At 63.9% G+C, this 18243-nt stretch carries 18 protein-coding genes and 1 pseudogene; 14 read left to right on the forward strand and 5 right to left on the reverse strand.

Features of this window, described 5'->3' with window-relative positions:
- Positions 1–168: 168 nt before the first annotated feature.
- Positions 169–2133 (forward strand): SUMF1/EgtB/PvdO family nonheme iron enzyme, encoded by a 1965-nt coding sequence (locus P0D96_RS16380; protein ID WP_408314331.1) that lies wholly within the window; start codon positions 169–171, stop codon positions 2131–2133.
- 56 nt (positions 2134–2189) lie between these two features.
- Here P0D96_RS16380 and P0D96_RS16385 read toward each other — a convergent pair whose 3' ends face one another.
- Complete coding sequence (locus P0D96_RS16385) at positions 2190–4334, reverse strand: serine/threonine protein kinase (RefSeq protein WP_408314333.1); 2145 nt, start codon at positions 4332–4334, stop codon at positions 2190–2192.
- 415 nt (positions 4335–4749) lie between these two features.
- Here P0D96_RS16385 and P0D96_RS16390 point away from each other — a divergent pair, with 415 nt between their 5' ends.
- From P0D96_RS16390 to P0D96_RS16450, 13 genes and pseudogenes are all read left to right on the forward strand, one after another.
- A complete protein-coding gene (locus P0D96_RS16390) occupies positions 4750–5028 on the forward strand; it encodes a hypothetical protein (RefSeq protein ID WP_408177286.1) in 279 nt (92 codons plus the stop codon).
- A gap of 88 nt (positions 5029–5116) precedes the next feature.
- Positions 5117–5401: a hypothetical protein gene (locus P0D96_RS16395; protein WP_132378884.1), complete on the forward strand. Its 285-nt coding sequence runs from the start codon at positions 5117–5119 to the stop codon at positions 5399–5401.
- A gap of 183 nt (positions 5402–5584) precedes the next feature.
- A complete protein-coding gene (locus P0D96_RS16400) occupies positions 5585–5794 on the forward strand; it encodes a hypothetical protein (protein WP_408246234.1) in 210 nt (69 codons plus the stop codon).
- Between the two features lie 316 nt (positions 5795–6110).
- Entirely contained in the window at positions 6111–6317 is a 207-nt protein-coding gene (locus P0D96_RS16405) for a hypothetical protein (protein ID WP_408177287.1), read from the forward strand.
- Positions 6318–6992: 675 nt separating this feature from the next.
- Entirely contained in the window at positions 6993–7271 is a 279-nt protein-coding gene (locus P0D96_RS16410; protein ID WP_408177286.1) for a hypothetical protein, read from the forward strand.
- A gap of 88 nt (positions 7272–7359) precedes the next feature.
- The gene (locus P0D96_RS16415; RefSeq protein ID WP_132378884.1) at positions 7360–7644 is read left to right on the forward strand and encodes a hypothetical protein; all 285 of its coding nucleotides are present in this window, start codon (positions 7360–7362) and stop codon (positions 7642–7644) included.
- Positions 7645–7827: 183 nt separating this feature from the next.
- Positions 7828–8037, forward strand: a complete 210-nt coding sequence (locus tag P0D96_RS16420; protein WP_408246234.1) for a hypothetical protein — start codon at positions 7828–7830, stop codon at positions 8035–8037.
- A 400-nt stretch (positions 8038–8437) separates the two neighbouring features.
- Complete coding sequence (locus tag P0D96_RS16425; protein WP_132378894.1) at positions 8438–8725, forward strand: DUF3303 domain-containing protein; 288 nt, start codon at positions 8438–8440, stop codon at positions 8723–8725.
- A 7-nt stretch (positions 8726–8732) separates the two neighbouring features.
- A complete protein-coding gene (locus P0D96_RS16430) occupies positions 8733–10370 on the forward strand; it encodes an MFS transporter (protein ID WP_408291727.1) in 1638 nt (545 codons plus the stop codon).
- Between the two features lie 118 nt (positions 10371–10488).
- Positions 10489–11103 carry a TetR/AcrR family transcriptional regulator gene (locus P0D96_RS16435; RefSeq protein ID WP_342960225.1) on the forward strand — a complete coding sequence of 205 codons (615 nt, stop codon included), beginning with the start codon at positions 10489–10491 and terminating at the stop codon, positions 11101–11103.
- A gap of 93 nt (positions 11104–11196) precedes the next feature.
- Entirely contained in the window at positions 11197–12423 is a 1227-nt protein-coding gene (locus P0D96_RS16440) for a YbfB/YjiJ family MFS transporter (protein WP_408314336.1), read from the forward strand.
- A gap of 154 nt (positions 12424–12577) precedes the next feature.
- Complete coding sequence (locus P0D96_RS16445; protein WP_012429014.1) at positions 12578–12733, forward strand: DUF3309 family protein; 156 nt, start codon at positions 12578–12580, stop codon at positions 12731–12733.
- 150 nt (positions 12734–12883) lie between these two features.
- Positions 12884–12988, forward strand: a pseudogene (locus P0D96_RS16450) (sugar dehydrogenase); the annotation flags it as partial.
- On the opposite strand, the gene P0D96_RS16455 reads toward P0D96_RS16450, so the two are convergent.
- The 4 genes from P0D96_RS16455 to P0D96_RS16470 form a co-directional block, all read right to left on the reverse strand.
- Complete coding sequence (locus P0D96_RS16455; RefSeq protein ID WP_408314338.1) at positions 12984–14330, reverse strand: four-carbon acid sugar kinase family protein; 1347 nt, start codon at positions 14328–14330, stop codon at positions 12984–12986. The pseudogene P0D96_RS16450 and the gene P0D96_RS16455 overlap by 5 nt on opposite strands.
- A 26-nt stretch (positions 14331–14356) precedes the next feature.
- Complete coding sequence (locus P0D96_RS16460) at positions 14357–15655, reverse strand: ribulose-bisphosphate carboxylase large subunit family protein (protein WP_408314339.1); 1299 nt, start codon at positions 15653–15655, stop codon at positions 14357–14359.
- A complete protein-coding gene (locus P0D96_RS16465) occupies positions 15652–16191 on the reverse strand; it encodes a VOC family protein (RefSeq protein WP_132378904.1) in 540 nt (179 codons plus the stop codon). The genes P0D96_RS16460 and P0D96_RS16465 overlap by 4 nt, the downstream gene beginning before the upstream one ends.
- Positions 16192–16294: 103 nt before the next feature.
- Positions 16295–18181, reverse strand: coding sequence for a TRAP transporter large permease (locus P0D96_RS16470; protein ID WP_408314342.1), 1887 nt, complete (start codon positions 18179–18181; stop codon positions 16295–16297).
- Positions 18182–18243 lie beyond the last annotated feature (62 nt).

The raw sequence follows: 18243 nt of genomic DNA on the forward strand, positions 1-18243 counted from the left end.
GGCACGCGGACAGTTGTGGCGCGCAAAGCGCGTGCTATCGTTATTAAGAGGTTGCAGATGGATGGTCGATAGCGGCGTCGATGTTTCTCGCAATTCACTCCAGCAGTTGATGCGAGTGGCGTGGTCCTCGATTGCCTATGTTCTGTCCGGAACAAACAGGATGTAAAGATGTGGCGAATATTCATGCTGGTGTGCGTGGCCGGGGCGATGCAGGCGCATTGGGGCGACGCTTTTGCGGCGCCGCAACGTGACGGCGCCGAGCGGGATACGAGTGCGGCGAGTTTGCCGCTCACGCTGGTCACTCCGTTCACGCCGCCACAGGGCAATCTCCTTTCTCCACGTATCGCGCTTGTGATTGGTAATGGCGCGTATGGTGCGGACGGTGTGGATCGCACTGACACGCAAGTGGACGCGCTGCGAGAGAACGCGCCGCGCGACGCCGAAGCCATGCGCGACAGGCTCCAAACGCTCGGCTTCGACGTCATCATGCGCACGAATGCGACGCCGCAGCAAATGCGCGAGGCCATCGGCGAATTCCATCAGCGCTTGCGGGCAGGCGGTGTTGGCCTGTTCTATTTCGCGGGGCACGGCATGCGAATCGGCCCGCAAACACTGCTCATCCCAGCGGGACTCGATGCCCGCTCGCCGGCTGAGGTCGTGAGCAACGGTGTCGATTTGCACGCCGTATTGCAGGCCATGCGCGGAGCGCGTGACGGCCGGCTCAATCTGGTGATCCTCGACACGTGCCTGAATAATCCGTTCTCAGCGGACGTGACGAACGATACGGCCGCGCTTCCGGGCAATACCGTGGTTGCCTACGCAACCGCGCCCGGCGGATTCGCGGCGGACGGCACACGCCACGGTGTCTATACGAATGCATGGCTTCACGCGCTCGACAGCGCTCCGTCACTGGCGCTGCCAGATCTGTTGCAACGCGTCGCAGCGCAGGTTCGCGACGCGACCGGCGGCGAGCAATCGCCGTGGCTTGCCTCGTCGCTTCCTCAAACCTTGCTGATGGCCGATGCTGCGTCCACCGCTCGGGACAATCCCTTGGTCTCGCTGCATAGCAGAGGCATCCTGCCGAAAGACAGCAGCGAACAATACGAAATCACGTTCTGGAATTCGATCAAGGACAGCAACTACCCAGGGGACTACGAGGCGTATCTGAAGGCCTATCCGAACGGCCGCTTCGCCACGCTCGCTCATGCGCGCATCGACCGCTTGCGTGCTGCGGCGACGTCGAACGCGCCGTCCACGGCCACGCCTGCTGCGCCTTCAGTTGCGCCCGCGCCGCAAGCCGCGCGGCCAACGCCGCCGGCTAGCACCCCGGCACCCAAGCCCACTGCAAGTGCTGCTCCGCCGGCCGCACCACCCGCAGCAGCGGTCGCGCAAAAGCCCGTCACGCATGCGCCGGTTGCCGGCGAAAGCCGCGATTGCGCCACCTGTCCGATCATGATCACCGTGCCCGCGGGTTCGTTCTCGATGGGCAGCAGTACCGACGACCCGTCCGAAAAGCCCGTTCATCACGTGACCATTGGCGCGCCGTTCGCGATCGGCAAGTACGAGGTGACGGTCGACCAGTGGAACGCGTGCGTCGCCGCCAATGGCTGCCAGAAGCTCACGCCGGAAAGCAACACCAACAAGGCCGCACCGGCGCGCGACCTCAGTTGGGACGACGCGCAGCAATACGTGAAATGGTTGAGCAAGACCACCGGCAAACCGTACCGCCTGCCCACCGAAGCGGAATGGGAATACGCGGATCGCGGCGGCACCACGACCGCCTACTGGTGGGGCGATCAGATGCGCAAGGGCAACGCCAATTGCAAGGACTGCGGCGAACCGTGGCACAAGGAAGGACCCGAGGCCGCCGGCTCGTTCGCGCCGAATCCGCTCGGCCTGTACGACATGAACGGCAGCGTCTGGGAATGGACCGCCGACTGCTGGCACAACTCCTACCAGGGCGCACCCGCCGATGGCCACGCATGGGACAGCCCCGGCTGCGACATGCGCGTGATTCGCGGCGGTTCGTGGCGCGAAGGCGGCAGCTACATGCTCAGCGCGACGCGCTTCAAGTACAGCTCGGGCGTGCGTCAATCGCAGGATGGCTTCCGGGTCGTCAAAGATCTCAAGTGACTTGCCGGCTTCGCGGGCGGTTCATAGCCGGCTCGCGAGCCGCGCTCGCACGCCGCTCACGGCGAGCGTGGTTTCGTCGTGATCGGCGCGAAATCGGCGACGATGTGATCGTGGCCGTATTTGCCGCCGATCTGCGCAAGCCGCGTGTCGAGTGCGCGCAGATAGTCGGCGCGCGATTCGCTCTCCGGGCGCGGCTTATCGAAGAGCGGCGCCGGCGTGATCAGCAGCACGACCATCTCCGATCCGAACGGCTTTGAAATGATCCAGTCACCCGCGCTGCCGATCGTGGCGGCGTAGTGCGGTGGCGCCTGATTGTCCTTCGCGCGCGGGCTCGGCACCATGTGCACGACGCTGCCGTCGAGCTGGTAGTAGTCGAGGTTCACATACGAGTCGTAACCCGGCGTGGTGACGTCGACGACCAGCGGGTTGCCTTCGCTCAACTGGCCACCTGGCGGCCGCACATGCAGGGCCGCGACGTGACCGGCCTGCATGTTGTGAATCCAGTAGGGCGCGAATGCTTTGATGGTGTCGCATTTGTCGTCGGCGAGCGGCTCGACCTGGAGCGTCAGCGTATCGACGCCCGGCAACGCCGCCAGCGTGTCCTTCAGATGCGCCGCGCCATAGCGTTGCGAGACGTAGCCACGCACCGTCAGCGAGTGGTCCTGGACTGACGCGGACAGCGCTGAACAGGGCACTTGCGCCAGCGCCGGCGTGACGGCGGCGAGGGTCAGCGCCGGCTTCGGCGCGGGCGCCGCCGGTGGCGTGGCGGGCACTGCCGCGACCGGACTTGCCGGCGGTGCCGCAGGCGGCGCGCTCACCGGCCCCGACACCGTTCCTTCCGATGACGACGAACCCGTCTGTTCCGCCAAAGCCTGCGAAGCGCCCGTCTGCGTCTGTGATCCGCTGTGCCGGTTCGGCGCCGAGCGGAACGCGAACACGCCGACCGCCGCCGCGCACACCACCGCGAAACTCGCGAGCCCCACCTTCGCCAGCGTTCCTGACTTTTCCGCACGCGCTTCGTTATCGAACTCCGCGATGAAGCGCACCACGCTCGGCATGCGCGAATTGCGATCAAACGACAGCGCGGCACGCAGCGCGCGCCATTGCCTGGAATCGAGATTGGCCGGCCGCTGCGGCTTGAAATCGGCATTGCGGGCTTGCGTCGCCGACAAGCGATCGAACGGATGGTGACCGGTCAGCAGCTCGTACGTGATGCAGCCGAGCGCGTAGATGTCGTCGCGCGGATCGGGCTCGCGGTGCTCGATCATTTCCGGGCTGGCATACGCGGGCGTCAATGCGCCGAGGCTGCCCGGATCGAACACGGTTGCATCGCTCTCCTCTTCCGGACGCTGGAACACGCGGGCAATGCCGAAGTCGATCACCTTGACTTCGGCATTCGTCGTGAGAAACACGTTGGCGGGCTTGAAGTCGCAATGCACGAAGCCGCGTTCGTGCGCATAGGCGAGCGCGCTGCACATGCCGCGCACGATCGGCAGCGCCGCGCGCACCGGCATGCCCTGGTAGCCCGGCGTGCGCAGCAACTGGCTGAGCGGCTTTCCGGACAGGTACTCCATCGTCAGATAGACGATCGGCCCGTCGCGGTCGAAGTCGTACACCGTAATGATGTTGCGATGCGCAAGCACTTGCGCCTTGCGCGCCTCGCGCTGCAACGCCACCAGCGAATTCGGGTTGCCGCGGAACTGGACGTTGAGCACCTTGATGGCGAGATACGGCTTGCGATCCGAGGCCTCGAGCTTGCGCAGATCGAGTGCCTTGTACACCGTGCCCATGCCGCCGACCCCGAGGCATTCTTCGAGCACGAAGCGGTTGTTGAGTGTGTCGCCGGTGCCTTTGATCTGGTCGTGTCCCGCGGCACTGCCGGTGCCCGCTGCGTTGGCCGAGCTTCCCGCGCTGCCCGCGCTGGCTGACCGTACCGACGGAATCTCGACAGTGGTCTGGATGCCGGTTTCGTCGCCGCCCGCCGCTACGTTCGACACGCGCAACTGCTCGATGCGTCGCCGCACTTCCACGTAGAGATCGTCGGGGAGCGGAGCCTTGCGATGTGCCGCGCCGAGCATGTCCAGCAGCTGCGTGGGGCCGAGTCCTTCGGTCGTCAACGTGCTGTCGAGTTGAGCCACGAACTCGTCACGGGACAGCTCGCCGTTCTGAAAGTCGTGAATCACACGCGCAAGGCTAGCCATTTGTGCGAAGCGCCGCCGCTGCCGTTGGGCCGGATCGCGCGCGATCCAAACCTCTCGGGCTGATAGAGAACCTTTCGTAACCAGTTACATGTGCCGCTTCGATACTAGCTCCCGCTCCGTGCTTTCGCAAACCAGGATTGGCCCGCTGCCTGCGCGGCGAGCCCATGTCGTGCGACATCCAACAGCACGCGGTGGTCTGTCGGGCATATGCCGTCAGTCGTTCATCGCTTTCACGCGGCTGTTCGCTACCGCGAGCCCGGCACTGCAACGTGAAACCCTTGTGCAGCAGACCTCCACCAACTTTCTTAGGAACCTTGAATATAACTGGCACAGCCCGTGCATTAGTGATACCCGAGCAGACAAGTTGCTCGCACCCAACCGCAAGACCCTGACCTTTACCTTCTGGAGACTCACCATGAACACGCTGATGATCAAAGACCTGTCCATCACCGAACAACTCGACAGCAAGGCCATGAGCGCCGTGCGCGGCGGCACCGGCTACTACCCGTCCTCGTCGTACTTCAACTTCAGCCCCGTCTTTGCTCCGAACAACAGCAAGAAGGTCGACGCCACCCAGCTGATCAACACCGAACTGAACCTGCAGAACGCCAACGGCAACAACGTCGCGTTCGCCACCGGCATCAGCTCGACGGTCAACCCGTACATCTCCACGAGCAACAACATCCACGTGTAATACGCGGCCAGGCGAGGCGACCGGTTCGCCGGTCCGCTTCGCCTGCCCACGATTACCCCCGTCTTCCGCGCACCTTTGGAGAAGCACCATGTCATCCCTCATGATTCGCGATCTGTCCGGCACCCGCGAGCTCGACCGCCGCGCCATGTCGGCGGTGGCCGGCGGCACCGGCAGCAGCGTGCCCGGCCTGCCCTCGGTCGCCGGCCTTGGCGGCATTGCCAACGTCAACGTCTCGATCAACCAGAACCTCAACCAGCTGCAGTACGTCAACGTCGCCGCACTCAACAACGTCGGCGTGATCGGCGCGGGCTTCGTGCCGCTGCACCTGAACGTCAGCCCGTCGCTGTGGGGCGCCAACTACGCCAACGTGTGACGGCTTGCCGTAGCGAGGGCCGGGGGGCCTCATTCCGGCCGGCAGATCATCGCCGGCCAGCGAGCGGCAGACAGATTTCCTATACTGATAGTGCGAGGAGACCTCAGCACATTTCACGACACACCCGAGCGGCGGCCGGCGCATTGCACCGGCGCGCCGCTCGATTTCTTTCCTGGAGCCACCATGACCAAGCTGATCATCAGGGACCTCACCGATAGCATCGAACTCGATCGTCAGGCGATGGCGGCCATCGTCGGCGGCGCACGTATCGGCGCGCGGCTGAACGCGGCCGTGCCACTGGTGCCGGCTTCGGCACGCGTGGTCGAATATCCGCCGGGATTCCCCGCAGCGCATCAGACCATTGCCCGGGCCGCCGTGCAGCGCAAACCGTAGCGCGCCTCGCCCAAGCGTCGCACAGTCACGGCAACGGCACGCGTCACCCACGCGTGCCGTTTGCTTTTGTTGCCGACGGAGCGGCGTAAGCCGACATTCCGCACGCGATTGGTCGGGCCTCGACGAACAGTCCCGTCGATCCTTGCGCTCACTGAACGTCATGCTCGGCGAACGCATGACGTCTATCGCTTGCTGGCCTTGTGTGGCCGCCTCGCATTCGGTTTCCTCGCTCATCGCGCACAAATTGGCATAACCCTTGCAGAACGAGGGCTGAGCACAGCATCGTGCTCGCCTATCCACCTTCAGGAGTAACGCCATGAAATCCACGCTCATCATCAAAGACCTACCGCGCTCCGCGGATCAAGTACACGACGAATTGACGCTCACCGCCGGGCAGATGAAGGCGCTGCGCGGCGGCCGTTCCGTCGTCGTCACAGTCGACCGTGGCCCGCTCGGTCACGTCGACGATTTTGAAATCAACACCGCCATTTTCGAAGGACGCATTGGCGGAACCTACTTATAGGACGCGCGAGATGTCCGCAATTAGAAACAGGCCTCCTTCACGTCTTCGCTGTTGGAGGGGGCCTGTTCATTGACGTGCTGAATGTCCCGCGTCTCGTGTTCTTATCGATGCATGCCTCCTGCCAGGCAACCCGTTTCAAGCGGCGTCGGCTTGACGCTCACACTTCGACGTCACGACGTTGAACGACACCTCTTCGGCCACTGCTTCGTCCAGGCCAACCAATCCATCGAATTCCTCGCACGAAGTCATTCAGTCGGCGACAGCATCGGGCGACCGTTGAAGCGATCCGCGTCTACGACGGCATAACAGCCGACCGTGCTGTGCCGCGAATCTCCCTCGCTTTCTTCGATTCCAGATCGACACCGTTCGCACCCTCTCGAACTCTGAACGCCACCGGTCAAAGCGGGTCCATTGGCCACTGCCCATGTCGTGCGACATCCAACAGCATGCGGTGGTCTGTCGGGCATATGCCGTCAGTCGTTCATCGCTTCCATGCGGCTGTTCGCTACTGCGAACCCGGCACTGCAACGTGAAACCCTTGTGCAGCAGGCCTCCACCAACTTTCTTAGGAACCTTGAATATAACTGGCACAGCCCGTGCATTAGTGATACCCGAGCAGACAAGTTGCTCGCACCCAACCGCAAGACCCTGACCTTTACCTTCTGGAGACTCACCATGAACACGCTGATGATCAAAGACCTGTCCATCACCGAACAACTCGACAGCAAGGCCATGAGCGCCGTGCGCGGCGGCACCGGCTACTACCCGTCCTCGTCGTACTTCAACTTCAGCCCCGTCTTTGCTCCGAACAACAGCAAGAAGGTCGACGCCACCCAGCTGATCAACACCGAACTGAACCTGCAGAACGCCAACGGCAACAACGTCGCGTTCGCCACCGGCATCAGCTCGACGGTCAACCCGTACATCTCCACGAGCAACAACATCCACGTGTAATACGCGGCCAGGCGAGGCGACCGGTTCGCCGGTCCGCTTCGCCTGCCCACGATTACCCCCGTCTTCCGCGCACCTTTGGAGAAGCACCATGTCATCCCTCATGATTCGCGATCTGTCCGGCACCCGCGAGCTCGACCGCCGCGCCATGTCGGCGGTGGCCGGCGGCACCGGCAGCAGCGTGCCCGGCCTGCCCTCGGTCGCCGGCCTTGGCGGCATTGCCAACGTCAACGTCTCGATCAACCAGAACCTCAACCAGCTGCAGTACGTCAACGTCGCCGCACTCAACAACGTCGGCGTGATCGGCGCGGGCTTCGTGCCGCTGCACCTGAACGTCAGCCCGTCGCTGTGGGGCGCCAACTACGCCAACGTGTGACGGCTTGCCGTAGCGAGGGCCGGGGGGCCTCATTCCGGCCGGCAGATCATCGCCGGCCAGCGAGCGGCAGACAGATTTCCTATACTGATAGTGCGAGGAGACCTCAGCACATTTCACGACACACCCGAGCGGCGGCCGGCGCATTGCACCGGCGCGCCGCTCGATTTCTTTCCTGGAGCCACCATGACCAAGCTGATCATCAGGGACCTCACCGATAGCATCGAACTCGATCGTCAGGCGATGGCGGCCATCGTCGGCGGCGCGCGTATCGGCGCGCGGCTGAACGCGGCCGTGCCACTGGTGCCGGCTTCGGCACGCGTGGTCGAATATCCGCCGGGGTTCCCCGCAGCGCATCAGACCATTGCCCGGGCCGCCGTGCAGCGCAAACCGTAGCGCGCCTCGCCCAAGCGTCGCACAGTCACAGCAACGGCACGCGTCACACACGCGTGCCGTTTGTTTTTGTTGCCGACGCCCCGCAATAGTTAACGTGAACAACCCACGAGATATTCCCAATTGGCAACAGCCCTCTTCGTTTTTTCGCCATGAAAGAGCGCTTGTTCAATTAGCCTGGTGAATGTCCGCACGCGGCGACGCCGCCGGCCCTACGCTCACCTATGATGCTTAGGACGCCACGTGGTTTTCTGATCGCTGTCCGCCAATAGCACGCACTATTCGGACAGCTTGCGGGCGCAGGATTGAACACGGCGCACCGCATCCGCGACGCGCCGTACCCATAAGCGACGATGGCAGCGCGCCACGAGCCGGCATCGCCAATTCGGATTGGAGACGCGCAATGAAATTTATCGTCCTATGGAATGGTCTGCCGACCGCCGAGAGTTCCGTCATCGAACGTTTCATGAAGACCGGCGGCCGGGTGCCGGAGGGAGTCAAATTGCTGGGACGCTGGCACGCTATCGGCGGCTTGCATGGCGTTGCGATCGTCGAGTCTGACGACACGGGCGCGATGGCGGCGCTGGCGCTCGAATGGGGCGACCTGCTCACGATGAACATCTCCCCGGCCTTGACCGACGAAGAACTGGGCGGCGCCCTCGGCAAATATGCCGCAGCGGGTAACAAGTAAGCACGCCATGAACGCCGGGCTCGCCGCGCCGCTTCCGAGCGGGCAACTGCTGCCGTTCCGCGAATCGCTGCTTGCGATGCTCGGCATCGCCTTCGTCGCGATGCTGGTGGCGCTGGATCAAACCATCGTCGGTACGGCGCTGCCGCGTATCGTCGCCGAACTGAAGGGCTTCGACCTGTACGCGTGGGTCGCGACGTCGTACATGCTGGCCTCGGTCATCACGATTCCCATCTTCGGACGGCTGGGCGATCTATTCGGCCGCAAGCGGTTTTTGATCGCCGCGATCCTGTTGTTCACCGGCGCCTCGGTATTGTGCGGGCTCGCCAACAGCATGTTGTTGCTGGTGATTTCGCGCGGCCTGCAAGGGATCGGTGGCGGCATTCTGATCGGCACGGTGTTCGCCACCGTCGCTGATCTGTTTCCCAATCCGAAACTGCGGCTGCGCTGGCTGGTGTTCGTCACCTCCGCCTTCGGCGTGTCGAACATGATCGGACCGACCCTCGGCGGAATGCTGACGCAGTACGGCGGCTGGCGGCTGGTGTTTTTCGTCAACGTGCCGGTCGGGATCTTATCGCTGCTGTTCGTGCAACGCTTTCTGCCGCCGCTGCTTCACCTGCGGCACAAGGGGCCCGTGCGACTCGACTGGCTCGGCGCGTTCGTGCTCGCGGTCACGTTCGGCTCGCTTCAAGTGCTGATCGAACTGTTTCCGAGACGCGGTTTCGACACCACGACAGTCGTGCTAACCATCGTAGCGGCGACTTGCGGGCTGATTCTCTGGCTATGGGAGCGGCGCATCGGCTATCCGATCGTGCCCGTTGACATGCTCATGGACCGCAAGCTCTCCGCGCTCTTCGCGATGTCGGTGCTCGGCGGCTTCGCGCTCTTTTCGCTGGTGTTCTACGTACCGCTGCTGTTTCAAGGCGGCTACGCGATGTCGGCGCATGACTCCGGCATGCTGATCACGCCGCTGCTGCTCGGCACGACCGTAGGCAGCGTGCTCAACAATCGTATCGTCACACGGATCCGCCGCGCGAACGGCATCATGTATGCCGGTTTTGCGCTGTCCGCGCTCGCCTGTCTCAGCGTGGTCGTACTACGGGGCACGGAACCGCATCTCGTGTGGGCGTCGTGCATGGGAATCAGCGGGCTCGGCCTCGGTCTGGTGGCAACCAGCCTGACAGTCTGTTCGCAGCAGATCGTCGCGCGAGATCATGTCGGCGCAGCCACCGCGCTGCTTCAATCACTGCGGACGTTCGGCGGCATGCTCGGCACGGTGATGACCGGCGCGTTGCTCGGGCATCTCTATTCGCGCGGCGTGCATCGCTCACTCGATTCCTATCAGGCGACGCAGTGGTTCAAATCCTTCGCCAGTCCTGAACTGTTGGTGGACCGCGCGGAACAGGCCGCGCTGATCAATCGTCTGGTGAGTGCCGGCCAGTCGGGCGACGCCATGATGAGATCCGCGCGCGAAGCGCTGGTGCAATCCATTCACATCGGTATTCTGGTGGCCGGCGCCGCCGCGTTGATCGGCCTGTGTCTCGCGTGGTTCGTGCCCCCCGTGCGGATCAGCTATCCGGAAACCGAACTCGCACCGGACGGGCAACCACCCGCCGACGCCCTGCCCCCAAACCGCAGCGCACTGTAAACGCGCCGCCGGACGTCCTCAAATCTTCTTCTTGCGTTCTGTATCACTCGATATATAATCGCCTTCTATATCGACTGATACAGAACTAGTCGTCAGTGACGCTGGAAGGACATTCCCCATGGCAAGACCCCGCGAATTCGATGAACACGAGGTGCTGGAAGCCGCCAGCGCGGCCTTCTGGACGAAGGGCTACGAGGCGACCTCCACGCGCGACCTGGTCAAATCGACCGGCCTGACGCAGCCGAGCCTCTACAACGCGTTCGGCGACAAGCGCACGCTGTATCTGCGAGCGCTCGAGCATTATCTCGAGCACACCTTGCGCGAACGGATCCGGCGATTGGAACGCACCGTATCGCCGGCTCTAGGCATCACGATGTTTTTCCAGGAGATCCTTGAGCGAACGCTCGCCGATCCCGCCCAGCGCGGCTGCATGCTGGTGAACTCGGCGCTGGAAACCACATCGGAGGACGAAATATTCCGTGACATCGTCGCCACGGAATTCGCCGAAATCCGCGCGTTTTTTTACCGCTGCGTGGTTGCGGCCGGCGAGAGCGGCGAAATCACCACCGTCGTTTCCGCCGATGACGCCGCCACTCATCTGCTGGCCACATTGATCGGCGTTCGCGTTCTCGCGCGCGTCAATCCGCAACAGGCGCTGCTCATCGGCGCGATCGCGCCGGTGTTGCTGCTGCTCGGTTTGCCTGCCCTACCGGCAACAGACAACGACGTCTGAGCCCGGCGCCTGACAAGGCGCCCCCCTTCGCTTCGCTTTCCCCACCGACATCCGGCAGCGCCGCTACGAGCGCGCACCGGTAAAGGAACCGTCATGTCCGCTGCACCCATAGCGTCCGATAGCCCAGTCTCACTCGATGCCCGCGCGCTCTGCGCAACGCTCGCGGGGCTGTGCGGCAGTCTCGTCGCCATCGGCCTCGCCCGCTTCGCGTACACGCCGTTGATTCCCTCGCTGATCCAGGCGCACTGGTTCACGTCGTCGCAAGCGGTGACGCTCGGCGCGGCGAATTTCGCCGGCTATCTGGTCGGCGCGTTGATCGGCCGTCCGCTCGCAGCAGCACTATCGAACCGCAGCGCGTTGCGCATGCTGATGGTGGTGGTGACGGCCGCCTTCTTCGCCTGCGCGTATCCGCTTTCGGTGAGCTGGTTTTTCACGTGGCGTTTGTTGTCGGGCATTTCCGGCGGCGCGATCATGGTGCTGGTAGCGACATCGATTCTTCCGCACATTCCGGCGCCGCGCCGTGGCTTCGTGAGCGGCATGATCTTTCTTGGACTCGGCTTGGGTATCGCGGCATCCGGCACATTGATTCCGCAGTTGCTTCACTATGGTTTGCAAACCACGTGGATCGGTCTCGGCGCGGTGGCACTGGTGCTGACCGTAGTGAGCTGGTTCGGCTGGCCTTCGACGAATCCACCCGCACCGGTCGTGCCGTCCGGCGCGCATCACGCGGCGCGCCCTCACGGCTTGACGCTGCGCGTGCTGTACGCGCAATACGCGGCGAACGCCCTCGGTCTCGTGCCGGCGATGGTACTGCTCGTCGACTATGTCGCTCGCGGCCTGGGACGCGGCGCGGCAATCGGCGCGAACTACTGGGTGCTGTACGGCCTCGCTGCGATCGCCGGACCGGTGATCTGCGGCAACGTGGCCGATCGCATCGGCTTTGGCAAGGCGTATCGCGTCGGACTGCTTCTGCAAGCGGCCGCTGTCGCCATGCTCGCGTTTTCGGGCAGCTCGTTCGTGCTGGCGGCATCGACCGTAATTCTCGGCATCTTCACGCCAGGCATCGTGCCGCTCGTGCTCGGCCGCATTCATGAACTGGTGCCGCACGATCACACCGAACAACGAGCCGCATGGAGTCGCGCGACCACAGCCTTCGCGCTCTTCCAGGCGCTCGGCGGCTATGGGTACTCGTACCTCTTCTCGCATACGCATAACGACTACGCGTTGATCTTCACCTGTGGAGCAGTGGCGCTAAGTATTGCCTTCGTCGCTGATCTGCTTGCGTCGCGTATCGGCGCCGCACGCCACACCGCGATGTAACTGGTTTCGAACGTGTCCCGCTCGACTTTTAGCCGTGGGCATGCGGCTTGCTCAATCATGGCACCGATACTGCCTTTCGCAGGTACGCCCGCAGGGCGTGCCTTGCGCGGCTGTCGTGAAGGCAGGTCCAATCAACCAGGCGGAGGTCATTCATATGTTGGGAACTATTCTTCTAGTCGTGCTGATTCTTCTGCTCATCGGTGCGCTCCCCACGTGGCCCCACAGTCGTGCGTGGGGTTACGGTCCTACGGGCGGTCTAGGCCTCGTTGTGATCGTGGTGATCGTATTGCTGGTCGTCGGCGTCATATAGCCGCAACTTGCTTAAGCATTTCGTAGCGCCCGTGTTCTTCGGAATCGGGTCGGCCGCCGGATATCGGTGCAGTTCGCTGCATGGATATCCGGCGGCCTTGCTATGTGGATGGTCGATGCACATTCCCACCTTGTCACGCCGGGAGCAGCGATGGAAAAGTTACTCGCGAATCAGGTCGCTCTGGTCACGGGAGTAAGTTCGGGCATTGATTCCGGCGTCGCCAAAGCGCTCGCGGATGCCGGCGCGGTCGTTAGCCGTTGCCTTCGAGCAGTTGCTCGAACAGATCCGCGTCGCCCATTTGCCCGCCTTTGAGCACGATCTCCATGCCGTCGAGTTCCGCGCGATCGGCGTGGAGACGGCACACTGTGACGCCCGCCGATAACGGCGCGAGATACGAGAGTCCCCATGCGCCGAGCGCGCGTACGGCAAAACTCGACGTGTCGCCGCCCGCAATGCCGATGCGGTGCAAGCGCACGGCGCCCAGTACCTGTTGCAAGAGTGAGGCACAGGCATGCGCGAGTTGCGGCAGCGCGCCGCCTTCGCTCGACGCGCGGCGCGTCGTGAAAGCCAACACGTTGCGTCCGTCGCGCAAGGGCCCGGCTATCGCGGCCAGGCGCTCCGCCAGATAGTTGGAGGCGGCGTCACCGGTCATTTTCAGCGGGTCCAGTTCCACACGCAGATAGGATTGCGCGGCGCCGATCTGCACCTCGGTCAATGGCGAGAGACTGCCCGCCAGCACGAATACGGGGCCGCGTGCGGGAGCCAGCAGCGGCGTGGTTCGGGTTTCCGCAGTGGCATCTTTAACGCGGTTGTCATGCGCCAACGCATAAGCCTGCGCGACGCTGCTCGCACCGACCGCGAGCAATGGCGCCGACGCCGCAGCACGAGGCGCGATCACGCGACCAATCGCCAGCAGATGCGAATCGTCGAGCACGTCGAACAGCACGGCGTCGGGTTTCGAATCGAGCCGGTGCTGCACTTGCGCCTGAAGTTCGGCGTCGCCGTGCGCATAGCAGCGCCAGTCGATCGATTGCACATTCTTCACACCTTGGCGCTGAAGATGCACACGCAAGTCCGCTTCGTTCATCGGCGTAACGGGATGGCGGCTCATCGTCGGATGACGGTCGATGCGGTAGATCGACTGCGCGCTATCATCCGCGCCGGCTGCCGCGAAGAGTTCACCGAACACGCAATAGCGCCGCAGATTCGGCTGACCGCCAACCACCGCGACGAGTTCGTTCGCGCAGTACTCGCGCAACGTGCGGATCGCCACGCCGATGCTACCGGTTTCCGGCGCGCTATCGAACGTCGAGCACACCTTGTAGTGCATCACCCGCACGCCGAGCGCGGCGAAGGCGGCGCCGACACGCTCGAGTTCCTGCCGCTGCGTGGCGGGCGGCATGGTCCGCGCGGCGCCCGCTACGCCGAGTGCGTCGAGCCGGCCGAGCATCGAAAGACGCGCGGCATCCGGCGGTGCGAAGAACAGCATGGTGCGCAAACCGGCGCGGGCGAGATGGGCCAGCGTGTCGGTTGCGCCGGTGAAGTCGTCGCCGTAGAAGGCGTAGGCGGGACCGTTGCTATGTGCTTCGTCGCTCATCTTTTGTTCCGTGCCGCCGGTGATGTTCACGTGCGGCTGCCGAAAAACGCCAAGGCGCGCCGCAGCTCCGGCATGTGCTCGGCGTACACCGGCAGCGGCGTGCCCGCCTGCACCGCAGCCCACGCCTGGCGCACGCTCGTGACGCCTGCCGCGGGGCCGTCCGGATGCGCGAGAATGCCGCCGCCTGACATGAACAGGAGGTCGGTGGAGCGCACGGCGTCATATGTCGCTTGCACGGTGCCGGCCCATTGCCCTGATGAAAACGCCGGCAGCACGGTATCGTCGCAACCGGCGGCGAGCGGCGTCGCGCAATCGCGTGCCGACTCGATCACTTCGGCGTCGCTCTGCGCGAATTTGCCGGCAAGGCCATGCACGTGCATATGATCGACGCCGCTCAGTCGCCACAACGTCTGATACGCCTGAAACGACATGCCCAACGCCGGATCACGCGACATCATGCCGTAGCCGTTGCGGTGCGCGTGAAGCACGAGCGGCGTCGCGCGGCGCAACGACTGGATCGCGGAAAAGCCGCACCAGTTGATGCTCGCCATCACGCAACTGCCGCCCTCGCGTTCGACCAGTTCCGCGTGACGGCGCATGGCGTCGAGGTCGTCGGTGATATTGAACGCGACCATCACAGGACGGCCGCTGCGTTCACGGTAGCGGCGCACTTCGGCCATCACCGCCCGCACGCGCTCCGCCAGCGGCGCATGGGCGGGATTCGCGCATACTTCGTCATCCTTGATGAAATCGACGCCCGCTTCGCACAGATCGCGCACCAGCGCCGCCGTTTCCGCCGCGCTTAGGCCGACGTTCGGCTTGATGATGGTGCCGATCATCGGCCTGTCTTTCACGTCCGTCAGCGCGCGCGTGCCGGCCACGCCATGACGCGGTAACTCGAACCGCGCACGGTACGAAGCCGGCAAGCGCAACGACAGCAGCCGCATGCCGGTCACTTCGCCCAGATCGTACAGATTGCCGGCGACGGTCGCGGCCAGCGTGGGCAGATTCGCGCCGATGTTGGCGAGCGGAAACGACAGCGTGATGCGCGCACGCCGCCACGGTCCCGGTGTGCGTTGACGCTCGAGCCATGCGTTCGGCAAACTGGGCTGTGCCGCTGCCTCCAGTTCCTCGATGCGCAGCACGCTCGCGCGGCTGCGCGCGCGCAGCGCATCGGATTCGTTGGCGACGCGCACGAACGTGCCGCTCGATTGCTCGCCGGCCATGACATCGGCGACACGCGCGGGATCGAGCGGCGTCTCGATCAGATAGTCGGCCTCGAGCGTATCGTCGTCGACGGCGCGCGGTTGCAGCGTCTCGCTCATAACGTGCCCAGATCGGGAAAGCGGCGCACCGGCTCGCGGCCGTCCCAGTCGCGCGACGCCGCGTAGATCATGTCGAAGAGCTTGCCCTTCGGCCCGGCGATCTCGGACAACTCGATTACCGTGCCGGGGTGATTCTCCGTATCGAAGTAGACGAAGCGCCCGTTGCGCCCCACTTCGCCACTCATCGCGACTTTGAAACCCTGCTCCTGCAGACGCGCGAGATCCGCGTCGAACGACGTGGTCCAGTACGCGTTGTGCTGCAAGCCGGTATGGCCCGCGGCGAGAAAGTCGCGATACATCGAGGGCGCGTCGTTGCGTGTCTGGATCAGTTCGACCTGCAACGGTCCCGAGTTCGCCAGCGCCACCGAGTTGTGCACCTCGTACGATTGCCCACGGTATGTGTAGTTCTCGATCGGCACGCGTTCGTTGTAAAACCACGGACCTACGCCGAGCACGCGGCTCCAGTAGTCCATCGCGGCCTCGATGTCCCGCACCACATAGCCTGCCTGCCGGATTTCGCCAAAGAAACGACTCATGAAACTCTCCCGATGCTGCGGGGTTGAAAGACGAGCGACGCCCCGGCGCGGCGAAAACGCGGCGCCCGAAGGTCGAACCTGTTAATAAACTTGAGAGACCTGCTTAGAGAAAACCGATCGAAATCCAGGGAATCGCCGCGACCAGGATCAGGCCGAGGATCAACGCGCCCATATACCCGACAATCGGACGAATGCCCGCATCGGGATTGACCTTGCTGATCGCGCACGCCGAGTAGTAGCCGACACCGAACGGCGGTGAAAAAAGACCCACGCCCATCGAAAGAATCACGACGATCGCGTAATGCACTTCATGCACGCCCGCGAGCCGCGCGATGGGAAACAGCAACGGCCCGAACAGCACAATGGCGGGAATCCCTTCGAGCACGCTGCCGAGCATCACGAACACGACAATCGACACCGCGAGAAAACCGTACGCGCCGCCGGGCATCGAGCCCATAAGTTGCGCGAGGTCCTGCGAAAAGCCGGATTGCGTGAGCGCCCAAGCCATTGCCGTGGCGCAGCCGATGATGAAAAGAATCGCGCCGGACAAAGTCGCCGCATCCACCAGCATGCGGCCAAGCCGCCGCCATTCGAAGCGGCGATACACCAGCAGGCCGATCAGCATCGAATACGCGATGCCGATGGTCGACACCTCTGTCGCCGTCGCCACGCCTTCGACCACCGCCATGCGAATCACGAACGGCAACGCCAGCGCCGGCAGCGACACGATGAACAGACGCCCGATCTGCCGCTTGCTGAAACGCTGCGCGCCGCTCAGGTCTTCCTTGCGATAGCGCCACCACACCACCACGCACAGAATCAGCGCGAGCACCGCGCCCGGCAGCATGCCCGCGGTGAAGAGCGCGGATATCGACAGCCCCGTCACTGAACCGATCGTGATCAACACGATGCTCGGCGGAATGGTTTCACTTTGCGCGCCGGTCGTGGCGAGCAGCGCGACCAGATCGCCTTCGGAAGCGCCGCGTTTTTTCATCTCCGGAAACAGCACCGGCGCGATGGCCGCCATGTCGGCCACTTTCGAACCGGAGATGCCCGACACCAGATACATCGCGCCGATCAATACGAACGACAACCCGCCATGCACGTGACCGACAAGACTTGCGAGAAACTCGATCATCGCGCGCGCCATGCCGGTCATTTCGATCAGCAAGCCGAGGAAGACGAAGAGCGGCACAGCGAGCAGCACGAGATGCGACATGCCCTCGTCCATGCGGCCGACCACGACTTCGAGCGGCGTGAAGGTCGAGAGTCCCAGATAACCGAACGTGGCAAGCGCAAACGAGAAGCCGATGGGCACGCCAGAGAAAATCCCGATCGCCACCACGCCGACGAAAAAGATCACCAGATTGGTTTTGCCGAGCGTCTGAAACCACGGACCGGCGAACACGGCCACCGCGGCCAGCACAGCCGTAATTGCGAGCACGATCATGACGTCGCGCACGCGGCTCACCTGGGCGAGACGGATCAGACCGACCAGCAGCATGAGCGCCGCGCCGATCGGCAAGGCGAGCGCGCGCCATGCGTTGCTGATCTGCAAGGCGGGCGTCACGATCGCTGCCTCGCCGGACGCATAGTCGTAGGCGGGAGCGATCAGCAGCGCAAGCAACGCGATCGATGCGGCGATCGCCAGCGTGTCGACGAACGCGCGCCGCTGCGGCGAGAGTCGGCTGACCAGCGCCGTCATCCGCATATGTTCGCCGCGCCGCAACGCCAGCACGGCGCCGAGCATGGCGAGCCACAGGAACAGAATCCCGGCCAGTTCATCCGACCACACGAGCGGCTGATGCAGTACGTAGCGGCACACCACGCCCGCGAGCATCACGACGATTTCCACGACGAGCAGCGCCGCCGCGCACACTTCGACGAGCGCGATCAAGCCGCGATCGAAGCTCCTCAGCCAGCGGCGCGGCATGCTCGCCGCGTGCAACGGCACGCCCGCGTCCGCCGGATTCAATGCGTGATTCGACATCCTGCTGTCTCCTCGCGGCGACTCGCCGCGCTTCGTCTCAGGCTCACCCGTATGCAGCACGC

This window comes from Paraburkholderia sp. RL17-347-BIC-D, from assembly GCF_046027915.1.
In the GTDB taxonomy this organism is placed as follows: Bacteria; Pseudomonadota; Gammaproteobacteria; order Burkholderiales; family Burkholderiaceae; genus Paraburkholderia.